This is a genomic window from Micromonospora sp. CA-269861 (assembly GCF_050948505.1).
GTDB lineage: Bacteria > Actinomycetota > Actinomycetes > Mycobacteriales > Micromonosporaceae > Micromonospora.
In genome coordinates this window covers 1,224,654-1,243,156 of record NZ_CP192014.1, presented here as the reverse complement: position 1 = coordinate 1,243,156, position 18,503 = coordinate 1,224,654, and the positions used below count along the sequence as shown (strand labels likewise).

14 protein-coding genes are annotated in these 18,503 nt (G+C 71.4%); 7 read left to right on the top strand and 7 right to left on the bottom strand.

Translation table 11 applies throughout. The features are described 5' to 3' along the window. The first annotated feature begins 88 nt into the window (after positions 1-88). Genes ACQP0U_RS05695 through ACQP0U_RS05680 form a run of 4 tightly spaced genes read left to right on the top strand, consistent with a single transcriptional unit; the run spans position 89 to position 5,990 of the window. Complete coding sequence (locus ACQP0U_RS05695; RefSeq protein WP_433316396.1) at positions 89-2,767, top strand: LuxR C-terminal-related transcriptional regulator; 2,679 nt, start codon at positions 89-91, stop codon at positions 2,765-2,767. Between the two features lie 16 nt (positions 2,768-2,783). Further along, the gene (locus ACQP0U_RS05690) at positions 2,784-4,070 is read left to right on the top strand and encodes a nicotinate phosphoribosyltransferase (protein ID WP_433316394.1); all 1,287 of its coding nucleotides are present in this window, start codon (positions 2,784-2,786) and stop codon (positions 4,068-4,070) included. Between the two features lie 50 nt (positions 4,071-4,120). Beyond that, complete coding sequence (locus tag ACQP0U_RS05685; RefSeq protein WP_433316392.1) at positions 4,121-4,702, top strand: isochorismatase family protein; 582 nt, start codon at positions 4,121-4,123, stop codon at positions 4,700-4,702. A gap of 40 nt (positions 4,703-4,742) precedes the next feature. Then, a complete protein-coding gene (locus tag ACQP0U_RS05680) occupies positions 4,743-5,990 on the top strand; it encodes an MFS transporter (RefSeq protein WP_433316390.1) in 1,248 nt (415 codons plus the stop codon). A gap of 166 nt (positions 5,991-6,156) precedes the next feature. Here the strand turns inward: ACQP0U_RS05680 and ctaD are convergent, their stop codons facing one another. Both ctaD and ACQP0U_RS05670 read right to left on the bottom strand, forming a co-directional pair. Further along, a complete protein-coding gene (ctaD, locus tag ACQP0U_RS05675; RefSeq protein ID WP_433316388.1) occupies positions 6,157-7,917 on the bottom strand; it encodes an aa3-type cytochrome oxidase subunit I in 1,761 nt (586 codons plus the stop codon). 130 nt (positions 7,918-8,047) lie between these two features. Beyond that, complete coding sequence (locus ACQP0U_RS05670; protein WP_433316386.1) at positions 8,048-9,154, bottom strand: FAD-dependent monooxygenase; 1,107 nt, start codon at positions 9,152-9,154, stop codon at positions 8,048-8,050. 302 nt (positions 9,155-9,456) lie between these two features. Between ACQP0U_RS05670 and ACQP0U_RS05665 the strand changes: the two genes are divergently transcribed. Continuing rightward, positions 9,457-10,581, top strand: coding sequence for a GH12 family glycosyl hydrolase domain-containing protein (locus ACQP0U_RS05665; protein ID WP_433316384.1), 1,125 nt, complete (start codon positions 9,457-9,459; stop codon positions 10,579-10,581). A 56-nt stretch (positions 10,582-10,637) separates the two neighbouring features. On the opposite strand, the gene ACQP0U_RS05660 is transcribed toward ACQP0U_RS05665, so the two are convergent. From ACQP0U_RS05660 to ACQP0U_RS05650, 3 genes are all read right to left on the bottom strand, one after another. Then, complete coding sequence (locus ACQP0U_RS05660) at positions 10,638-11,603, bottom strand: N-acetylmuramoyl-L-alanine amidase (RefSeq protein ID WP_433316381.1); 966 nt, start codon at positions 11,601-11,603, stop codon at positions 10,638-10,640. Then, entirely contained in the window at positions 11,603-11,755 is a 153-nt protein-coding gene (locus ACQP0U_RS05655; RefSeq protein ID WP_433316379.1) for a hypothetical protein, read from the bottom strand. The genes ACQP0U_RS05660 and ACQP0U_RS05655 overlap by 1 nt, the downstream gene beginning before the upstream one ends. Positions 11,756-11,881: 126 nt before the next feature. Then, positions 11,882-12,670, bottom strand: coding sequence for an aldo/keto reductase (locus tag ACQP0U_RS05650; RefSeq protein WP_433316378.1), 789 nt, complete (start codon positions 12,668-12,670; stop codon positions 11,882-11,884). Between the two features lie 94 nt (positions 12,671-12,764). On the opposite strand from ACQP0U_RS05650, the gene ACQP0U_RS05645 reads away from it, so the two are divergent. After that, positions 12,765-13,808: a DNA polymerase ligase N-terminal domain-containing protein gene (locus ACQP0U_RS05645; RefSeq protein ID WP_433316376.1), complete on the top strand. Its 1,044-nt coding sequence runs from the start codon at positions 12,765-12,767 to the stop codon at positions 13,806-13,808. A 14-nt stretch (positions 13,809-13,822) separates the two neighbouring features. Next, a complete protein-coding gene (locus ACQP0U_RS05640; RefSeq protein WP_433316374.1) occupies positions 13,823-15,013 on the top strand; it encodes a threonine synthase in 1,191 nt (396 codons plus the stop codon). A gap of 51 nt (positions 15,014-15,064) precedes the next feature. Here ACQP0U_RS05640 and ACQP0U_RS05635 read toward each other — a convergent pair whose 3' ends face one another. Both ACQP0U_RS05635 and ACQP0U_RS05630 read right to left on the bottom strand, forming a co-directional pair. Continuing rightward, positions 15,065-16,435 carry a pectate lyase gene (locus ACQP0U_RS05635; RefSeq protein WP_433316372.1) on the bottom strand — a complete coding sequence of 457 codons (1,371 nt, stop codon included), beginning with the start codon at positions 16,433-16,435 and terminating at the stop codon, positions 15,065-15,067. 256 nt (positions 16,436-16,691) lie between these two features. Then, positions 16,692-18,491 carry a glycoside hydrolase family 15 protein gene (locus ACQP0U_RS05630; RefSeq protein WP_433316370.1) on the bottom strand — a complete coding sequence of 600 codons (1,800 nt, stop codon included), beginning with the start codon at positions 18,489-18,491 and terminating at the stop codon, positions 16,692-16,694. Positions 18,492-18,503: the final 12 nt, after the last annotated feature.

Below are 18,503 nucleotides of genomic sequence, written 5' to 3'. Positions count from 1 at the left end.
TCGAATACTCACCGGTAATTGTGCAGTTACTCAACTTCGTACGGTGACGGTACGGGCGCGGACGGATTCCGATCGATATGCTGCGCGAATGAGTCGATGGGAGTTCGTCGGCCGCACGGATGAGCTCAACCGCCTGCTGGAGGCGGTGACCGGTGAGGCCGGCCGCGGGCTCTTCTTCAGCGGCAGCGCTGGCATCGGCAAGAGCCGGTTGCTGCGCGAGGGTGTGGGCGCCCTGCCCACCGACCGGTTCGCGATCTGGTCCATCGCCGCCAGCGCCACCACCGCGGCGCTGCCGTTCGGCGGGCTGGTCCAGGTCCTCCCCGCCGAGCAGCCCCAGGGCCTCTCCCCCGCCGGCGTGCTGCGCTGGGCGCTCAACGTGCTGCAACAGCAGGCGGCCGGCCGCCGGATCGTGCTCGCCATCGACGATGCCCACCTGCTCGACCCACCCTCGGCCGCACTGGTGCACCTGGTCGCCCGCGCCGAGAACGCCACAGTGGTCGGCACCCTGCGCGACGGCGAGCAGATCCCGCTGCCGATCCGCGCACTCTGGACCGACGACCTGGTCGAGCACGTCGAGCTGACCCCGATGCCGCAGGCGGAGACCACCGACCTGCTGGCGGCGATCCTGGGCGGCCCGGTCGACGCCGGCTCCGCCGACCGCCTCGGCCGACTGTCGGCCGGCAACCCGCTGCTGCTGCGCGAGCTGGTCCACGCCGCCAACGGCAGCGCCGAGTTGAAGCGCACGTACGGGATCTGGAAGTGGACCGGGCGCCTGGAGCTGGCGCCCAACCTGACCGACCTCATCGACACCCGGGTCGGCAAGCTCACCGACGGCGTCCGCGCGGTCGTCGAGCTTGTCGCGTTCGGCGAACCTCTCGGCCTGCACCTCCTCAAGCAGGCCGCCGACCAGTCGGACGTGGAGACCGCCGAGGAACGCGGTCTGATCACCGTCGTTCAGCACGACCGGCGCACCAACGTCCGGCTGGCGCACCCGCTCTACGGCGAGGTGATGCGCCGGCGCTGTCCGGTCAGTCGCACCCGCCGACTTCAGGCACACCTCGCCGAGTTGCTCGAGCAGGTCGGCAAACGCCGCCGCGACGACCTGCTGCGGGTGGCCGTCTGGCGGCTCGACTCGGGCACCGCACAGGATCCGGCCCTGCTGCTGGACGCCGCGGTGCAGGCGTTCACCCGCTACGACGTGCCGCTGGCGACCCGCCTGGCGCGGGCGGCGCTGAACGCCGACGGCGGCTACGACGCCGCGGAGCTGCTGGCCACCATCCTGATGTTCGCCGACCGGCCCGACGAGGCGATCGACGTCCTCGACGCGGTCACTCCTGAGCCCGGCGACGAACGGCGGTTCTGCCGCTGGCTGACCGTACGCGGCATGGTCAGCTACTGGGGGCTGAGCCGGGAGTCCACGGTGGAGGAGATCGCGAGCCGGGTCGAGCAGCTCAGCGACTCGGCCGACCGTTCCCGGGTGCACGCCTTCGAGGCGATCATGCGCCTGCACCGCTTGGACACCGCCTCCGCGGTACGGCTCAGCCAACGGGTCCTGGACCGGCCGGCGGCCGGCGTCGCCGCCCGCGAACTGGCCCGTTCCACAATCGCGTACGTCCAGGCCGCGCAGGGCGAGCTGACCCGCAGCGGTACGGCGATCAACCAGGTGCACTCCGCCGCAGCCAATTGGCGCACCGACATGCCGTACCTCCAGTTGGCCCTGGAGCTGGCCCGGGGCACCCGCCTCATGCTCACCGGCGACCTGGCCGGGATCGACGCGATCGTGGCCGACGAGTTCGCCGACCTCGCCGGAGCCGGCGACTTCCGCCTCGGCACCGGCTACCTGGCCATCCTCCAGGCGTACGCGGCGCGGATGCGTGGGCAGAGCGATGCGGCCATGCGGACCTCCCTGGGCGCCTGCGCGGTGCTGGCCACGAGTCGGGTCTACGCCGGTCTGGCCCAGGCCGAACGCGCCCAGTCGGCGGCGCTGCGCGGTGACGCCGCGCAGGCGGTCACGGCGATGGCCGAAGCCGACCGCACGCACGCCCCGGGCATGGCGGTGCTCTACCCGTGGCTGGAGCAGGCCCGGGGCGCGTCGCTCGCCGCGTCGGGCGACCTGCCGGGCGCGGTCAAACACCTCGGTGACCTGGTGGACCGGCTGCGCGCGGACGGCTTCGCCGGGCACGAGGTGCACGTCCTGCACGACCTGGTCCGGCTCGACCAGGCGGGCATGGCGGTCGGGCCCACCTGCTCCGATGGCGGTCGGCGCACCGTCGCGCAACGCCTCGCCGAGCTCTCCGAGCGGGTCGACGGGGTGCTTCCGCCGCTGCTGGCCCGGCACGCCCGCGCCGCGGTGACCGACTCCGCCACCGATCTGCTCGCGGTCGCCGACGACTACGCCGCCCTGGAGTTGACCGTGTACGCCGCCGAGGCCACGTCCCAGGCCGTCCAGCGGTTACGCCAACAGCACTCGGCAGCGGCCAACGACGCCCGGGAGCGCCTCGCCGGGTTGCTCGGGCGCTGTGACCTGATCCGGACGCCGGCGCTCCAGGCCGGCGCGCCCGTGCTGACCGAGCGGGAGTGGCAGGTGGCCCGTCTCGCCGCGCACGGCGCCCCCAGCCGGGCCATCGCCGAACGGCTCTACCTCTCGGCACGCACTGTGGAGAACCACCTCCAGCGGATCTACGCCAAGCTCGGCGTCACCGGCCGGGCCGAGCTGTGGGCGGCGTTACGCTCGATCCCGGGCCACGACGGCGGCGACACGAGCTGAACCTTAGGCTGGGCCGGTGAGCATCCACCGCCCCGCGCTCCTGACCGACCACTACGAGCTGACCATGGTCAGCGCGGCACTGAAGGACGGCACCGCCGACCGCCGGTGTGTCTTCGAGGTGTTCAGCCGCCGGCTGCCGAGCGGCCGCCGGTACGGCGTGGTCGCCGGTACGGCCCGGCTGATCGAGCTGATCCGCGACTTCCGGTTCGACCCCACCGAGGTCGAGTTCCTGCTGCGGACCGGGGTGGTCGACGAGACGGCGGCGGCATGGCTCACCGACTACCGCTTCACCGGCGACGTCGACGGGTACGCCGAGGGTGAGCTGTTCTTCCCCGGTTCACCGATTCTCACCGTCTCCGGCGGCTTCGCCGAATGCGTGGTGCTGGAGACACTGGTGCTGTCCGTGCTCAACCACGACAGCGCGGTGGCAGCGGCGGCGGCCCGGATGGTGACCGCGGCGCGGGGCCGGGCACTTATCGAGATGGGCTCGCGTCGGGCGCACGAGGAGGCGGCGGTAGCCGCGGCGCGGGCCGCGTACCTGGCCGGCTTCCGGTTCACGTCCAACCTCGCCGCCGGCGCGCGCTACGGCATCCCGACGGCGGGCACGGCGGCGCACGCGTTCACCCTGCTGCACGACGACGAGCGGGCGGCGTTCGCCTCGCAGGTCGCCACGCTGGGCAAGGACACCACTCTGCTTGTCGACACGTACGACATCAGTCAGGGCATCCGCAACGCCATCGCGGTGGCCGGGCCGGAGCTGCGGGCGATACGGATCGACTCCGGAGACCTCGCGGTGATCGCGCAGCAGTCCCGGGAGCTGCTCGACTCGCTGGGCGCCACCGAGACCAAGATCATCGTCTCCGGTGACCTGGACGAGTACGCGATCGCCGCGCTGGCCGCCGAACCGGTGGACATGTACGGCGCCGGCACGGCGGTGGTCACCGGGTCCGGGGCACCGACCGCCGGGCTCGTCTACAAACTGGTCGAGGTCGAGGGACGGCCGGTGGTGAAGCGGTCCGAGCACAAGGCGACAATCGGCGGCCGGAAGGTCGCGGTCCGCCGGCACAAGCCGACCGGCACCGCCACCGAGGAGATCATCGTTCCGCAGGGCGTTCCGGACCGGCAGCCCAACGACCGCCTGCTCCAGCGCTCGTTCGTGGTCGCCGGTGAGCCGGTGCCGCTGCCCACCCTCGACGAGTCACGGGAGCACCTGCGGGAGTGTCTGATCTCCATCCCGTGGGAGGGGCTGAAGCTCTCGACCGGCGACGCGGCCGTGCCGGTCACCGTCGTACCCGCTGGCTGAGTCATCCCCGAGCGCCACCGATCGACCGTGCGGAGAGAGGAAACCCCCTGATGGCCAACGCGCTGATCATCGTGGACGTGCAGAACGACTTCTGCGACGGCGGCTCGCTGGCCGTCCCCGGCGGCGCGGGGGTGGCCGCCGGCATCTCCCGGTTGCTCGCCGCCGAGCCGGACCGGTGGGCGCACGTGGTCGCCACCAAGGACTACCACGTCGACCCGGGCGCCCACTTCGGCGATCCGCCGGACTTCGTGGAGTCCTGGCCCCGGCACTGCGTGGTCGGTACGAGCGGTTCGGAATTCCACCCCGAACTGGACACCGCCCGGGTCGAGGCGATCTTTCACAAGGGCGAGCACGCGGCGGCGTACTCCGGTTTCGAGGGGCATGCCGACGACGGCGAGTGCCTGGCCGACTGGCTGCGCCGACACGACGTGGACCGGGTCGACCTGGTCGGCATCGCCACCGACCACTGCGTCCGGGCCACCGCACTGGACGCCGCGCGGGAGGGCTTCGCCACCACCGTGCTGCTCGAGTTGACCGCCGCCGTCGCCCCGGCGACCACCGACGTGGCCCTCCGCGCGATGGACGGCGCCGGGGTGATCATGCACGGCCAGCCTGTGATCAGGGCCGCATGAGGCGCTAATTGGTTGGCCAAGGGGCCGCCGCCGGTCGAGGATGTCGCCGGAGGTACGGACCCACGTGAACATGAAGCCTTACCGGAGGGCGCTCGCCCTGCCCGGCCTGCGGTCGCTGCTGCTGGTCGCCGTCCTCGCCCGCATCCCGCTCACCGCGACCGGGGTGACGCTGACCTTCCACGTGGTGCTCGACCTCGATCGGGGCTACGGGGCGGCCGGCCTGGTGGGTGCGGCCGTCACAGTGGGCGCGGCGATCGGCGGGCCGCTGCTCGGTCGACTTGTGGACCGGCGTGGACTGCGCCCGGTCCTGGTGCTCACCGGGATCGCCGAGGCGATCTTCTGGTCCACGGCGCCCACGCTGCCGTACCCCGTGCTCCTGCCGGCCGCCTTCGTGGCCGGCTCCCTGGCGCTGCCCATCTTCTCCGTGGTCCGTCAGTCGATCGCCGCGCTGGTCCCCGAGGACCAACGCCGCCCGGCCTACGCACTGGACTCGATGTCGGTGGAGCTGTCCTTCATGATCGGCCCGGCGCTGGCGGTGGCACTGGTCACCGCGATCTCGGCGCAGACCACCATGTACCTGGTCGGCGGCGGCATCGTCGCCGCCGGGATCGCCCTGTGGCTGGTCAACCCACCGATCCGGAGTGCCGCCGAGCCCACCGGCCCGCAGCGCCGGGTGCCGCGCCGGGAGTGGCTGACACCCCGACTGCTCGCCGTGCTGGCGCTCAGCGCCGCCGCGACCCTGGTGCTCGGTGGCACTGACGTGGCGGTGGTCGCCGTCCTGCGGGCCAGCGGCGAGGTCGGCTGGACCGGCGCGGTCCTGGCCATCTGGGCGGTCGCCTCGCTGGCCGGTGGTTTCGCCTACGGGGCCGTCCACCGCTCGTTCTCCCCGCTGGCGCTGACCGCCGCACTGGCCCTGTGCACCATTCCGGTGGGGCTGGGCGGCGCGCACTGGTGGCTGCTGTGCCTGGCGCTGATCCCCGCCGGCGCGCTCTGCGCGCCGACCATCGCGGCCGGCTCGGACGCGGTCAGCCGCCTGGTTCCGGCCGAGGTACGCGGTGAGGCAATGGGTCTACACGGTTCCGCTGTCACCGTCGGCATCGCGATCGGTGCGCCGCTCGCCGGCGCGGTGATCGACGCCAGCGCGCCACTCTGGGGTTTTGTGGTGACCGGCGCGCTCGGCGCGCTCGTCACCCTGGTGGTGCTCCCGATCGAGCTGCGCCGCCGCCGCAACGCCGACCTGGCCACTCCGCCGCCCGTCGAGGCCGACCTCACCCCCACCGCCCGCTGACGCCGCGCCGCCAGCAGGACCGGGGCGCGGCAAGCGCCGCCGGGCAGGCCAGGTGCAGGCCAAACCGGGTAGGGCCGGGCGGCAGGCCAAGCCGGGCTGGACATGGCGACGGGCGCCGCTCCCGGTGTCCCGGGGGCGGCGCCCGTCGTACTGCTGGGCTTGAGCGTCAGTGCCTGTCGATGTCGCCCGCGGTGTCCTCGCGGTAGCTGGCTCCGCCGTCCGACTCGCTGGTGAGCGGCTTGGCGCCACCCTCCGGCGGGCCGGCCAGGCTCTGGCCGCCGGCCGCCAGCTCCGGGAACTTCGCGTCGAACGCGGGCCGCTCGGAGCGGATCCGCGGCATCTTGTCGAAGTTGCGCAGCGGAGGCGGGCTGCTGGTCGCCCACTCCAGCGAGTTGCCGTGACCCCAGGGGTCGTTCACCTCGACCACCGGGCCGGTCTTGTACGACTTCCAGCAGTTGTAGATGAACGGCAGCGTGGAGATACCGGTGATGAACGCGCCGATCGTGGAGATCGTGTTGAGCGTGGTGAAACCGTCCCGGGGCAGGTAGTCGGCGTACCGGCGGGGCATGCCCTCGTTGCCGAGCCAGTGCTGCACCAGGAAGGTGGTGTGGAAACCGATCATGGTGAGCCAGAAGTGCACCTTGCCCAGGCGCTCGTCGAGCATCCGGCCGAACATCTTCGGGAACCAGAAGTAGATGCCCGCGAAGACCGCGAACACGATGGTGCCGAAGAGCACGTAGTGGAAGTGCGCCACCACGAAGTACGAGTCCGACACGTGGAAGTCGATCGGCGGGCTGGCCAGCAGCACACCGGTGAGACCACCGAAGAGGAAGGTGACCAGGAAGCCGACCGCCCAGAGCATGGGCGTCTCGAAGCTGATCTGGCCCCGCCACATGGTGCCGATCCAGTTGAAGAACTTCATACCTGTCGGCACGGCGATCAGGTAGCTCAGGAAGCTGAAGAACGGCAGCAGCACCTGGCCGGTGGCGAACATGTGGTGCGCCCAGACGCTCATGGAGAGCGCGGCGATCGCGACGGTCGCGGCGACCAGACCCTTGTAGCCGAAGATCGGCTTGCGGGAGAAGACCGGGATGACCTCGCTGATGATGCCGAAGAACGGCAACGCCACGATGTAGACCTCGGGGTGCCCGAAGAACCAGAACAGGTGCTGCCAGAGCATTGGCCCACCGGTTGCCGGGTCGTACACGTGTGCGCCGAGGATGCGGTCCGCGGCGAGCGCGAACAGCGCGGCGGCCAGCAGCGGGAAGACCAGGATCACCAGGAGGCTGGTGACCAGGATGTTCCACGTGAAGATCGGCATCCGGAACATGGTCATGCCGGGCGCGCGCAGGGTCAGCACCGTGGTGATCATGTTGACGGCGCCGAGGATGGTGCCCAGGCCGGAGATGGCCAGACCCATGATCCACATGTTGGCGCCGACGCCGGGCGAGTGCTCGACGCTGCTCAGCGGCGCATACGCGAACCAGCCGAAGTCAGCGGCGCCACCCGGGGTGATGAACCCGGCGGTCGCCAGCGTCCCGCCGAACAGGTACAGCCAGTAGGCGAAGCTGTTCAGCCGGGGAAAGGAGACGTCGGGCGCGCCGATCTGGATCGGCACGATGTAGTTCGCGAAGGCGAACACGATGGGCGTCGCGAAGAACAGCAACATGATCGTGCCGTGCATCGTGAAGAGCTGGTTGTACTGCTCGGGCGACAGGAACTGCAGCCCGGGTCGGGCCAGCTCAGCCCGCATGACCAGAGCCATCAGGCCACCGATCATGAAGAACGCGAACGCGGTGATCATGTACATGATCCCGATCTGCTTCGCGTCCGTGGTTCGCAGCAGCCGCGCGATGGCCGACCCCTTGACCGGCTCCCGGACCGGCCAGGGCCGGGTCACGACCGGCTTGGGTGCGACGGTGGTCACGAGTGGCCTCCGGTTCTCGGTTGTCCCGCTCGGCACACGCTGGTTATCGGCGGGCCGTCATCCGCAAGGAGGATAGTCCCCGGCAGGTCGCAGCGCCGCGTGGGGTGGCGTGACACGATCTACAACGGGGCTACAGCGGGCCGAGCAGGAGCCGGTAGTGCTCCCCGAAGATCCGGCCGCCGCGTCCGCGCAGCAGCGGGTCGCGCAGCGCCGGCGGCACGTCCCTGGTCCGGTTGCGGTCCCGGGTCCGGTCCCGCACCCATTTGGTACGCGGACGGCGACGACTTTCGTACGCCACGAGCGCCGCCTCCACGCTGTTGGCGGCGCGCAGCGACTCGGCAAGCACCACCGCGTCCTCCAACGCCATGGCCGCACCCTGCGACAGCGTCGGCGCGGTGGCGTGCGCGGCGTCGCCGACCAGCAGGACACGCCCCCGGTACCAGCGGCCCAGCTCCACCTCGTCGGTGATGCCGACGTGTACCTCGTCGAGCGCCGCCAGCACCTCGGGGACCGGGCCGCGGTAGTCGGCGAAGAGCTCCCGCAGCCGGGCCAGCGGATCGGTGGGTTCCTCGGTGCCGGCCTCGTCGGCGTAGAGGTGCAGCCGTCCGGCACCGATCGGCACCATCAGGAACCCCGAGCGCTGGCCGAGCAGGGCGGTCCACTCGGTGACCGGTGGGCCGTCGCGCAGGACTGCCCGGTAGACCACCTGCCCGACCGGGCGCGGCGGCCCACCGAGCGCGGCCAGCGCACGGACCGAGGAGCGTGGCCCGTCGGCGCCGATGACCAGGTCGTACTCGGTGGTGGTGTTGTCGGTGAAGGTGACGCCGACCGCGCCCGGGAGCAGGTCCAGGGTGCGGACCTCGGCGCCGTGCCGGACGGCGCCGCCGGCGCCGCTGAGCAGCACCCGGTGCAGGTCGGCCCGGGGTAGCGCCCGGCACTCGCCGACGCCGGCCCAGAGGGCGTCGAGGTCGACCTCGCAGAGGTGCGCGCCGGCGGCGTCGAAGAACCGCTGCCGGCGGATCACCTGCCCGATCGGCCGGACCGGGTCGTGCAGGTCGAGCCGGTGCAGTGCGCGGGCGGCATTGCCGGGCAGGTAGAGACCGGCCTCGGTGGACTCCCCCGGTGGCAGCTTGTCGGTGACATCGGGCCGGAAGCCCGCCAGGCGTAGCGCCCGGGCTACGGCCAGACCGGCGATGCCCGCGCCGACGACGAGGATGCGCAGGGGGGAGCCACCCATGGTGGTGTACGCCTCCGGAGGGGGAGCGGCACGCGTTGGAGGCAACACGCTACTCGGAGCGATCGGCGCACACCAGGGCCAATCGGCCCGCCCGGCGGCGCTCGTCGGCGACGCGCGTCCCTTACCTGGCCGTCCGGCGCCGACCGTCCGGCGGGGGCATGGCATTCCTCACAATTCACCAGTTCGACCCGAACGGTTGCGTGACAGTTTCAGACATGTAAATGTGTCGTTGAGCGTGGGAGCGCTCCCGCACTGCCCCACCACATCCGGCGCCCGGGCACGCGCCGAGGTCAAGGAGCGTCATGAAACGTCAACTTCGGGCCCTGGCCGCCGCCGGGTTGCTGGTCGCCAGTTCACTGGTGGCAGTGGCCATCGGCGGCAACGCCTCCGCCGACACCCAGATCTGCGAACAGTACGGCTCCGCCGTCATCCAGGGGCGGTACGTGGTGCAGAACAACCGCTGGGGCACCACCGCCCAGCAGTGCATCAACGTCACCAGCAACGGTTTCGAGATCACCACTCTGAACGGCAGCAGCCCCACCAACGGGGCGCCCACTGCGTACCCCTCGGTGTTCTTCGGTTGTCACTACACCAACTGCTCCCCCGGCACCAACCTGCCGATCCAGGTGAGCCAGATCAGCAGCGCCACCAGCAGCATCTCCTACCGCTACGTCAGCGGCGCCACCTACAACGCGTCGTACGACATCTGGCTGGACCCCTCGCCCAAGCGGGACGGTGTGAACCAGATGGAGATCATGATCTGGCTCAACCGGCAGGGCCCGATCCAGCCCATCGGCTCGGTCGTCGGCACCACCAACCTCGCCGGGCGCACCTGGGAGGTCTGGCGGGGCAGCAACGGCTCCAACAACGTCATCTCCTACGTCGCGTCGTCAGCGATCTCCAGCCTGAACTTCAGCGTGCTGGACTTCATCAACGACACCCGCAACCGGGGCGCGATCACCAACTCCTGGTACCTGACCAGCATCCAGGCCGGCTTCGAGCCCTGGCAGGGCGGCGTGGGCCTGGCGGTGACGTCGTTCTCGGCCAGCGTCAACGGCGGCGGCAACCCCACCACCCCGCCCCCGACCACCCCGCCGCCGAGCGGCGGCGCGAGCTGCGCGGTGAAGTACACGGCGAACTCGTGGAACAACGGTTTCACGGCCGACGTGCAGATCACCAACACCGGTTCCAGCGCGATCAACGGCTGGACGCTGACCTACAGCCTGCCCAGCGGTCAGCAGGTCACCAGCGCGTGGAACGCCACGGTGAGCCAGAGCGGGTCGACCGTGACCGCTCGCAACGTCGGCCACAACGGGTCGGTCGCACCTGGCGGCACGGCCAGCTTCGGCTACCAGGGGTCGCTGAGCGGGTCCTACTCGTCCCCGAGCAGCTTCTCGCTCAACGGGGCAACCTGCTCCCGCTCCTGACCTGACGGTGGGGGCGGGACCATCCGGTCGCGCCCCCACCGCTCACGGGATCAGGGTCAGACGCGGGTGAGGCGTACGGCGTCGGCGATGACCAGGCCGGTGGTGTTGCTCCACCGGCTCACGCCGACCCGGTTGGCGTCGCCCGCAGGTAGCGCGAACGTGCCGAGGACGCGCCACTGCCCACCGGTGGCCCGTTGGTCGACGCGGACGGTCTGGTTGCCGGCGCTGGTGGCGACGATGTACGGGGCGGCGCTGTTGTAGCCCGAGTTCGCCGGCCACCAGGCCTCGACCCGGTAGTTGGCGGTCGCCGGGACGTTGAACCGGTACCACGCGACGTCGCTGGCGGCGACCGGGTCCGCGTACCGGTAGTCGGCGCCGTACCGCTGGCTGGAGTACGACGACACCCCCCAGTTGGCGCTGGCGGTGAACCGGCCGCTCGTGGTGTTGTCCACAGTTGATGACCATGCCGTGCCGCCGCCGGCCATCCTCGCCGCCACGTCGGCCCGCATCACGTTCAGGTCGATGAAGGATGGGTCGATCTTGCCGGTGGTGCTGGTCTCCCGGTGGCCCCGGGCGTAGCTGCTGTCCCGGCCGAGGCGGGTGAGCACGGCAGCGGTGGCGGCGAGCGACGCGTTGTACTGCGCGGCGGTCATCTCCTGGTTGACACCGTTGTAGTCGATCTCCCACCCGATCATCAGGGTGTTGCCGTCTCCGGCCGGGATCGGCCCGCTGCCGCCGCTGGCTCCGGCGTGGTTGCACCGGCCCGCGGAGATGACGTGGAAGACACCGTTGTAGTCGACGAGCGCCTGGCACAGCGGCCCCGGCAGGTCGGACCGGCCGTTGATGCAGATGCCGAGCGCGGGGTGCGGGTTACTGGCGCTGGAGGTCGAGGCGGTGTGGTGCCAGAGCACCCCGATCGGGTCGAAGGAACCGGGCCGCATCCGGTTGAGCCAGTCCCCCTCGACCACGACCTGGACCCCGGCGGCGCGCAGCACGTCCACCAGCCAGGGAATCGTCGCCATCAGGCGTCCTGAAGCAGGTCGGCGAGGCACTCGGCCTTCGGCGCGGCGCTCGCGGCGGCGGGTCGGGCGACGACTGTCAGCGCGGCGACCACCAGGGCGGGGATGCCGAGCACCCCGCGGCGGCGTAGACGGATGGATGGTGATCGGGTCATGGCGATCCTCCAGCGACGGCGGGCACGAACGGATCGACGATCGTGATGACGGGCACGCTATACCGTCACGAGCGTCGATGTCGATACCCTTCACTGCCGGGTCACAGACTGAAGGAAATCGCCGTATCAGGCGTCGCCGAGCGCGTCGATGTCGCGCATCTCCTCCGCGGTCAGCGAGAAGTGGAAGACGTCGAAGTTGGCGGTGATCCGCTCCGGCGTCACCGACTTCGGGATCGCCACGATCTCGTGGTCGATGTGCCAGCGCAGCACCACCTGCGCCGGGGAGACGTCGTGCGCCGCAGCGATCCTGGTCAGCACCGGGTCGCTGAGGTCACTGGTCTTGAACGGGCTGTACCCCTCCAGCACCACGCCCCGGTCCCGGTGCTCGGCGTGCCGCTGCCTGTCGTACAACGCCGGACTCCACTCGATCTGGTTGACCGCCGGGTTCTCCTCGGTCGACTGGATCAACTCGTCGATCTGCCCCGTGCTGTAGTTGCTGACGCCGATCGCCCGGGTCAGGTTCTCGTCGCGCGCGGCCAGCAGCTCGCGCCACAGCGGGATGCTGTCCGTCGGCGACGACGGCGGCCAGTGGATCAACCAGAGGTCCAGGTGATCGACACCGAGCGCCTCCAGGCTGGCCTCCAACGTCGCGCGCTCCTGGCCCACCCGGTTCGGCGGGAGCTTGGTGGTGATGAAGACGTCCTCGCGGCGCAGCCCACTCTCCTGCACCGCTCGGCCGACCTCCCGCTCGTTGCCGTACACGGTGGCGGTGTCGAGGTGCCGGTAGCCGGTGTCGAGCGCGGCCAGCACGGCGTCGTAACCGGCCTGGCCGGTGGCCTGCCAGGTGCCGAAGCCGAGCAGGGGCATCCGCACGTCACCGGGGAGCAGGGCGGTGGGCTGGTCGGTGAGGTCCATGAGGTCCGTTCTACCCCGCCGCGCCCCCGCCCGCCGAGCGAACCGGACACTCCGGCGTCCAGCGCACTGGTCCGGTTTGCCGGAGAATGCGGGTGTGACCGACCGGCTGGAGGAGTACCGGCGACGGCGGGACGCGGCCCGCACGCCGGAGCCGGTGCCGGCCGAGGGCCCTGCCGCGGCCGGCCCCGACGCCTCCCGCTTCGTCATTCAGCAGCACCACGCCCGCAGCCTGCACTGGGACCTGCGCCTGGAGCACGAGGGGGTGCTCGCGTCCTGGGCGGTGCCACGCGGGCTGCCCCGCGATCCGGGTCGCAACCACCTCGCCGTCCACACCGAGGACCACCCGATGGAGTATCTCGACTTCGCCGGCGAGATCCCCGCCGGCGAGTACGGCGGCGGCCGGATGCTGATCCACGACCGGGGCACCTACCACTGCGAGAAGTGGCGCGACGACGAGGTGATCGTGACGCTCTCCGGTGAGCGGACCGCCGGCCGCTACGCGCTCTTCGCCACCGGCGGGCGCGACTGGATGGTCCGCCGCACCGACCCCGCGCCGCCGGGCTGGACACCGATGCCGGATCTGGTCCGACCGATGCGCGCCACGCCCGCCGCCGGGCTCCCCCGCGACCGTGCCGCCTGGGGGTACGAGCTGCGCTGGGACGGCGTCCGGGCGGTGGCGTACGTCTCCGGCGGGCGGCTGCGGCTGCTCTCCGAGACCGACGAGGAGATCACCGGCGGGTACCCGTGGCTGCGCGCGATGGCCGAGGCGCTCGCGCCCACCGAGGCGGTGCTCGACGGTGTGCTGGTCCGCATCGACGGTGCCGGGCGGGTCCGCCCGGTCCGGCCGGCCACCGGCAGCCGGGTCCCCGCCGGCGCCCAGTACCTGATCGTCGACCTGCTCTGGTTGGAGGGCGTGAACAGCGGCGACGTGCCGTACGCGCAACGCCGGGAGCTGCTCGATGGACTGGTCTTGGCCGGTACGCACTGGCAGACTCCGCCGTGGTTCCCGGGCGCGGGCGACGAGGCCCTGCGTGCCGGGCAGGAACAAGGCCTGCCGGGCGTGGTCGCCAAGCGACTGGACTCGGTCTACGAGCCGGGGCGGCGCAGTCGGCACTGGCTGAGCATCGACGCTGTCTGACGGCGAGGAGCGACGTGTACCTGACCCACCTGGACTGCCCGCGCTGCGGCAAGGAGTACGCCGCCGACCAGTTGCAGAACCTCTGCGAGTGCGGATCGCCACTGCTGGCCCGCTACGACCTGCCGGCCGTGGCGAAGGCGGTCACCCCGGAACGCTTTCCGCTACGACCGGCCGACCTGTGGCGCTACCGGGAGCTGCTGCCGGTCGCCGACCCTCGGCACGTCACCACGCTGGGCGAGGGCTGGACGCCGCTGCTGCGCGCCCCGGCGTACGGCACCGAGATCGGCATCGCGGACCTGATGATCAAGGACGAGGGGCTGATCCCGACCGGCTCGTTCAAGGCCCGGGGCGCGGCGGTCGGGGTGAGCCGGGCCCGTGAGCTGGGTGTCGAGCGGATCGCGATGCCCACCAACGGCAACGCCGGGTCGGCCTGGGCCACGTACGCCGCGCGGGCCGGCATGGGCGCGACAATCGTCATGCCGTTGGAGGCGCCGAGCATCTGCCGGCGCGAGTGCGTCGCGGCCGGCGCCGACCTGCGGCTGATCGACGGGCTGATCGGCGACGCCGGCCGGCGGGTGGCCGAGCTGATCGCGGAGTCGAACGGCGCGATCTTCGACGCCGGCACGCTGCGCGAGCCCTACCGGCTGGAGGGCAAGAAGACGATGGGGTACGAAATCGTCGAGCAGCTCGGCTGGCAGACGCCCGACGTGATCATCTATCCGACCGGCGGCGGCGTCGGCCTGATCGGCATCCACAAGGCGCTGCACGAGATGCGCGAGCTGGGCTGGATCGGCGACAAGCTGCCCCGGCTGGTGGCGGTGCAGTCCACCGGCTGCGCGCCGATCGTGCGGGCGTTCGCCGCCGGTGAGGATCGGGCGCAGCCGTGGGCGGACGCGCACACTGTGGCGTTCGGCATCACCGTTCCGGCCCCGTTGGGCGACGAGCTGATCCTGGCGGCGCTGCGGGAGTCCTCCGGCACGGCCGTCGCCGTCGACGACGCGGACATCCTGGCCGACCTGCGGGACTTCGCCGCCCGGGAGGGGCTGCTGCTCTGCCCGGAGGGGGCGGCCTGCCTCACGGCGGCACGGCAACTGCGTGCTGGCGGGTGGATCCGGGCCGGCGAACGGGTGGTGGTGCTCAACACCGGCGCCGGGCTGAAGTATCCGGACACTGTCGACGTGTCCGGCGTACCAGTGATGGTGTGAGGTGGCGGCACCCCGCGGACCGGTAGGTACGCGGGGTGCCGCCCTGCCCGTCTACTGGTAGGTGATGTCCGAGGGCGAGTAGAGGCAGTTGACGCCGTCGGCGCCCTCGCCGATCTCGGTCGGCTCGCTGCCCTTCGGGACGCCCTTGTACTTCACGCAGATCGAGGTCTCCCGGTCCGGGTCGCCGACGATGGTGATCCGGCTGAACCGGGCGGTGTCGCCCCAGTTGGTGTTGATGCCGGCGATCGCGTCGGTGTTCCGGACCGTCACGTTGTCGATCACCACGTGCCGCTGGTACGACGTGGAGCAGTTGCCGCAGGCCCGGTAGAGCTTCCCGGCGTTCTCCACCCGGAAGTTCTTGATGTAGACGGTGCCCGAGCCGTTGTGCTGGAAGACCTTGTCGCTGGCGGAGCGGGCCCCGCCGCCGTCGACTGTGTACGTGGTGCCGCCGCGGAAGGTCGCCGCGTCCTCACCGACGTCCTCCCACCAGACGTTGATCAGGGTGCAGTTGCCCTCGCAGTGCACGCCGTCGCCGGCCGGGGCACCGATGATCACGTTGCGCAGGGTGGCGCCGGCGGCCAGCTCGAACATCGGGTCCTGGCTCTCGCTCTGCCCGCCGTCACCGATGCCGTAGTAGCGCTTGAGCCCACCGTCGAACGTGCCGGAGACCGCTATCGTCGCGTCCACCTTCTGGCTGCTGGTGGGCGTCGGCCAGCCAGCCGCCGGAGGTGTGGTGGTCGGCGGCGGGGTGGTGGTCGGCGGTGGAGTGGTGGTCGGCGGCGGGGTGGTCGGGGTGCCGCCACCGGACGAGTCGACCACCACGTCGTCGAAGCCACCGCTGGCGTACGCGGTGACCAGGCCGATCCGGCCCGCGCCGGCCAGGCTGTTGCTGCCGGACGCGATCTGGGTGCCGTTGACGAAGCCGCGGATGGTGCTGCCACTGGTCTCGATGCGCAGGGTGTACCAGGTGCCGGTGCCGATGCCCAGCGAGGCGGAACCGATCGCGGTGACGGAGCTGCCGTTGACCGCCTGGAGCTCGGCCCGGCCGGAGCCGAGCAGGGCCAGCCGGTACATCTTGGTGCTGCTGGTGGACCGGGCGGCAAGCCCGACCAGGGCGCTGGACGAGCCGAAGCTCGCCGGCCTGACCCGGGCCTGCACCGAGTAGTTGGTCCAACTGGTCTGGCCCGCGAACTGCCGGGCCAGCTCGCTGCCGGCGTTGGACTGGTTGAGCACCCCCGAGCCGTCCACGGTCCAGGTGCCGCCGGACTTGGACCAGCCGGAGGTGTCGCCGTCGGTGAAGTCGTCGCTGAAGACGGTGGCCGCGAGGGCCGAGGTCATGCCGGCGGCGAGGGCCGCCACTGTCACACCGGCACCCACCGCCAACAGGAGTGGTCGGCGGCCGGAGAGTCGTCTTTTCTGCACAGGTGTCCTCCTTGACGCATGTGGTGGTGATCCCTCGGCGGCCGCACCGAGACGTGTCGGCACGGCGTGCAGCACTGAACGGGATCGGTGTGCGCCCCGCCGGACGCCCGGCTCCGAAGCGGGGTGAAGCGGGATCAAAGACCTGGGGAAAGGGCTTTCCCGCTCCTTCGAGGCTAGGACCGCCCAAGCATCAGCGTCAATGCCTGGCGCTTGCAGGTCTGTTGCAGGATTCCGGCCGGGAAGGCACGCCGGCCGATCAGTAGCTGTCCGGTGCGGTGATCCGCCACGCCGCGTTGATCAGGCCGATGTGCGAGAGCGCCTGCGGCATGTTGCCGAGCTGCATCCCGGTGGACAAGTCGATCTGCTCGCTGAACAGCCCCACGTCGTTGGAGTGCCCGACGACCCGCTCGAAGAGGGCCTCGGCCCGCTGCTGCTCACCCGTCATCACCAGGCACTCCACCAGCCAGAACGAGCACAGCAGGAATCCGGCCGGATCGGTCGTCCACCGCCGCAGCAGCCCGTCCTCGGTGCCCAGTTCGCGCTCGACCATCGCGATCGTCGAGCGCATCCGCGGATCGGTGGCCGGCAGAAAGTGGGTGACCGGCAGGGCGAGCACCGAGGCGTCCAACTCCGCCGACCCGAACGCGCCGGTGAACGCCCCGATCCGGTCGTTCCAGCCCTCGCGCAGCACGGCTTCGCGGATCTCGTCGCGCACCCGCGCCCAGCGACGGGGGTCGGCCCGGTCACCGAGCCGGTCGGCGAGCCCCACCGCCCGGTCCATCGTCAGCCAGCAGGACACCTTGGACGAGACGTAGTGGCGCTCCTCGTCGCGGGTCTCCCAGATGCCCCGGTCCGGCAGGTGCCACGTCGCGGCCACCTGCTCGGTCAACCCGAGCACCATCTCCCGCAGCTCGTCCTCGAACCTCGCGCCGAGGTAGTCGCGCAGCCGCCACACCGCCGACATCACCTCACCCGGCACGTCGAGCTGCCGCTGCCGCCAGGCGTCGTTGCCGACCCGCACCGGCCGGCTGCCGCGGTAGCCGCGCAGGTGGTCGCAGTGGTGCTCGGAGATGTCGCGCTCGCCCTCCAGCCCGAAGAGCACCGGCACGGGCTCATCGCCGAACCGGCCGATCGAGCGGGTCGCCCAGGCGAACAGCCGGGACGTCTCGTCGGGACAGGCCGCCACCCAGAGCGCCCGCATCGTCAGGGAGAAGTCCCGCAGCCAGGAGTAGCGGTAGTCGTAGTTCCGGTCGCCGCCGATCTGCTCCGGCAGCGAGGAGGTCAGCGCGGCGGCGACGGCACCACTGCGGGCGTACGTGAGGCCGGTCAGGACCGTCGAGCTTTGTTTGACGAGTTCCGGATAACGGCCGGAGTACCCGTGCGTCTCCCGGAACGCCTGCCACGCCTCTGTCGTCTCGGCGAGGGTGGTCAGCGGGTCCACCCGGGCCGGCGGGTCGCCGTACGCCTCGCCGAAGGCGAGGTCCATCCCGATCACCTGACCGGCGGAGACCTCGAACTCGTGGGTCACCCGGTCGGTACCCGGCCGCAGGTGCAGACCCCCCGCGCGCAACACCAGCACCACCGGGCCGGCACTGGCCACCACCCCGCCGTCCGGCCGCTCGTGCAGGTACGGCGTGAGCAGGCCGTACTCCGGGCGTGGCGCGAAGTCCAGCGCCATCCGCACCCGCCCGGACAGCCCCTTGACCACACGGATCAGCACGGCTGGCGAGTTCTTGCCCAGCTCGTGGGCGCGGGCGCCGACCTCGGCGGCGAGAGCGTCGATGACCGCCACGCTGCCGTGCGGAGTGTGGTGCACCGTCCGCAGCACCAACGAGTCCGGCAGGTACGCGCGCTCGACCCGGTGATCCGGGCCGCCGACCCCGACCGGTGCCACCCGGAAGTGCCCCGCTCCCGGGTCAAGCAGCCGTGCGAAGACGGCCGACCCGTCGAACCGGTGCGGGCACCACCAGTCGATCGAGCCGTCCTTGCCGACCAGCGCACCCGAACGAGAGTCCGAGAGGAACCCGTAGTCGGAGATCGGCGGCTGCTGCTCCATCCGCCGGGGGTA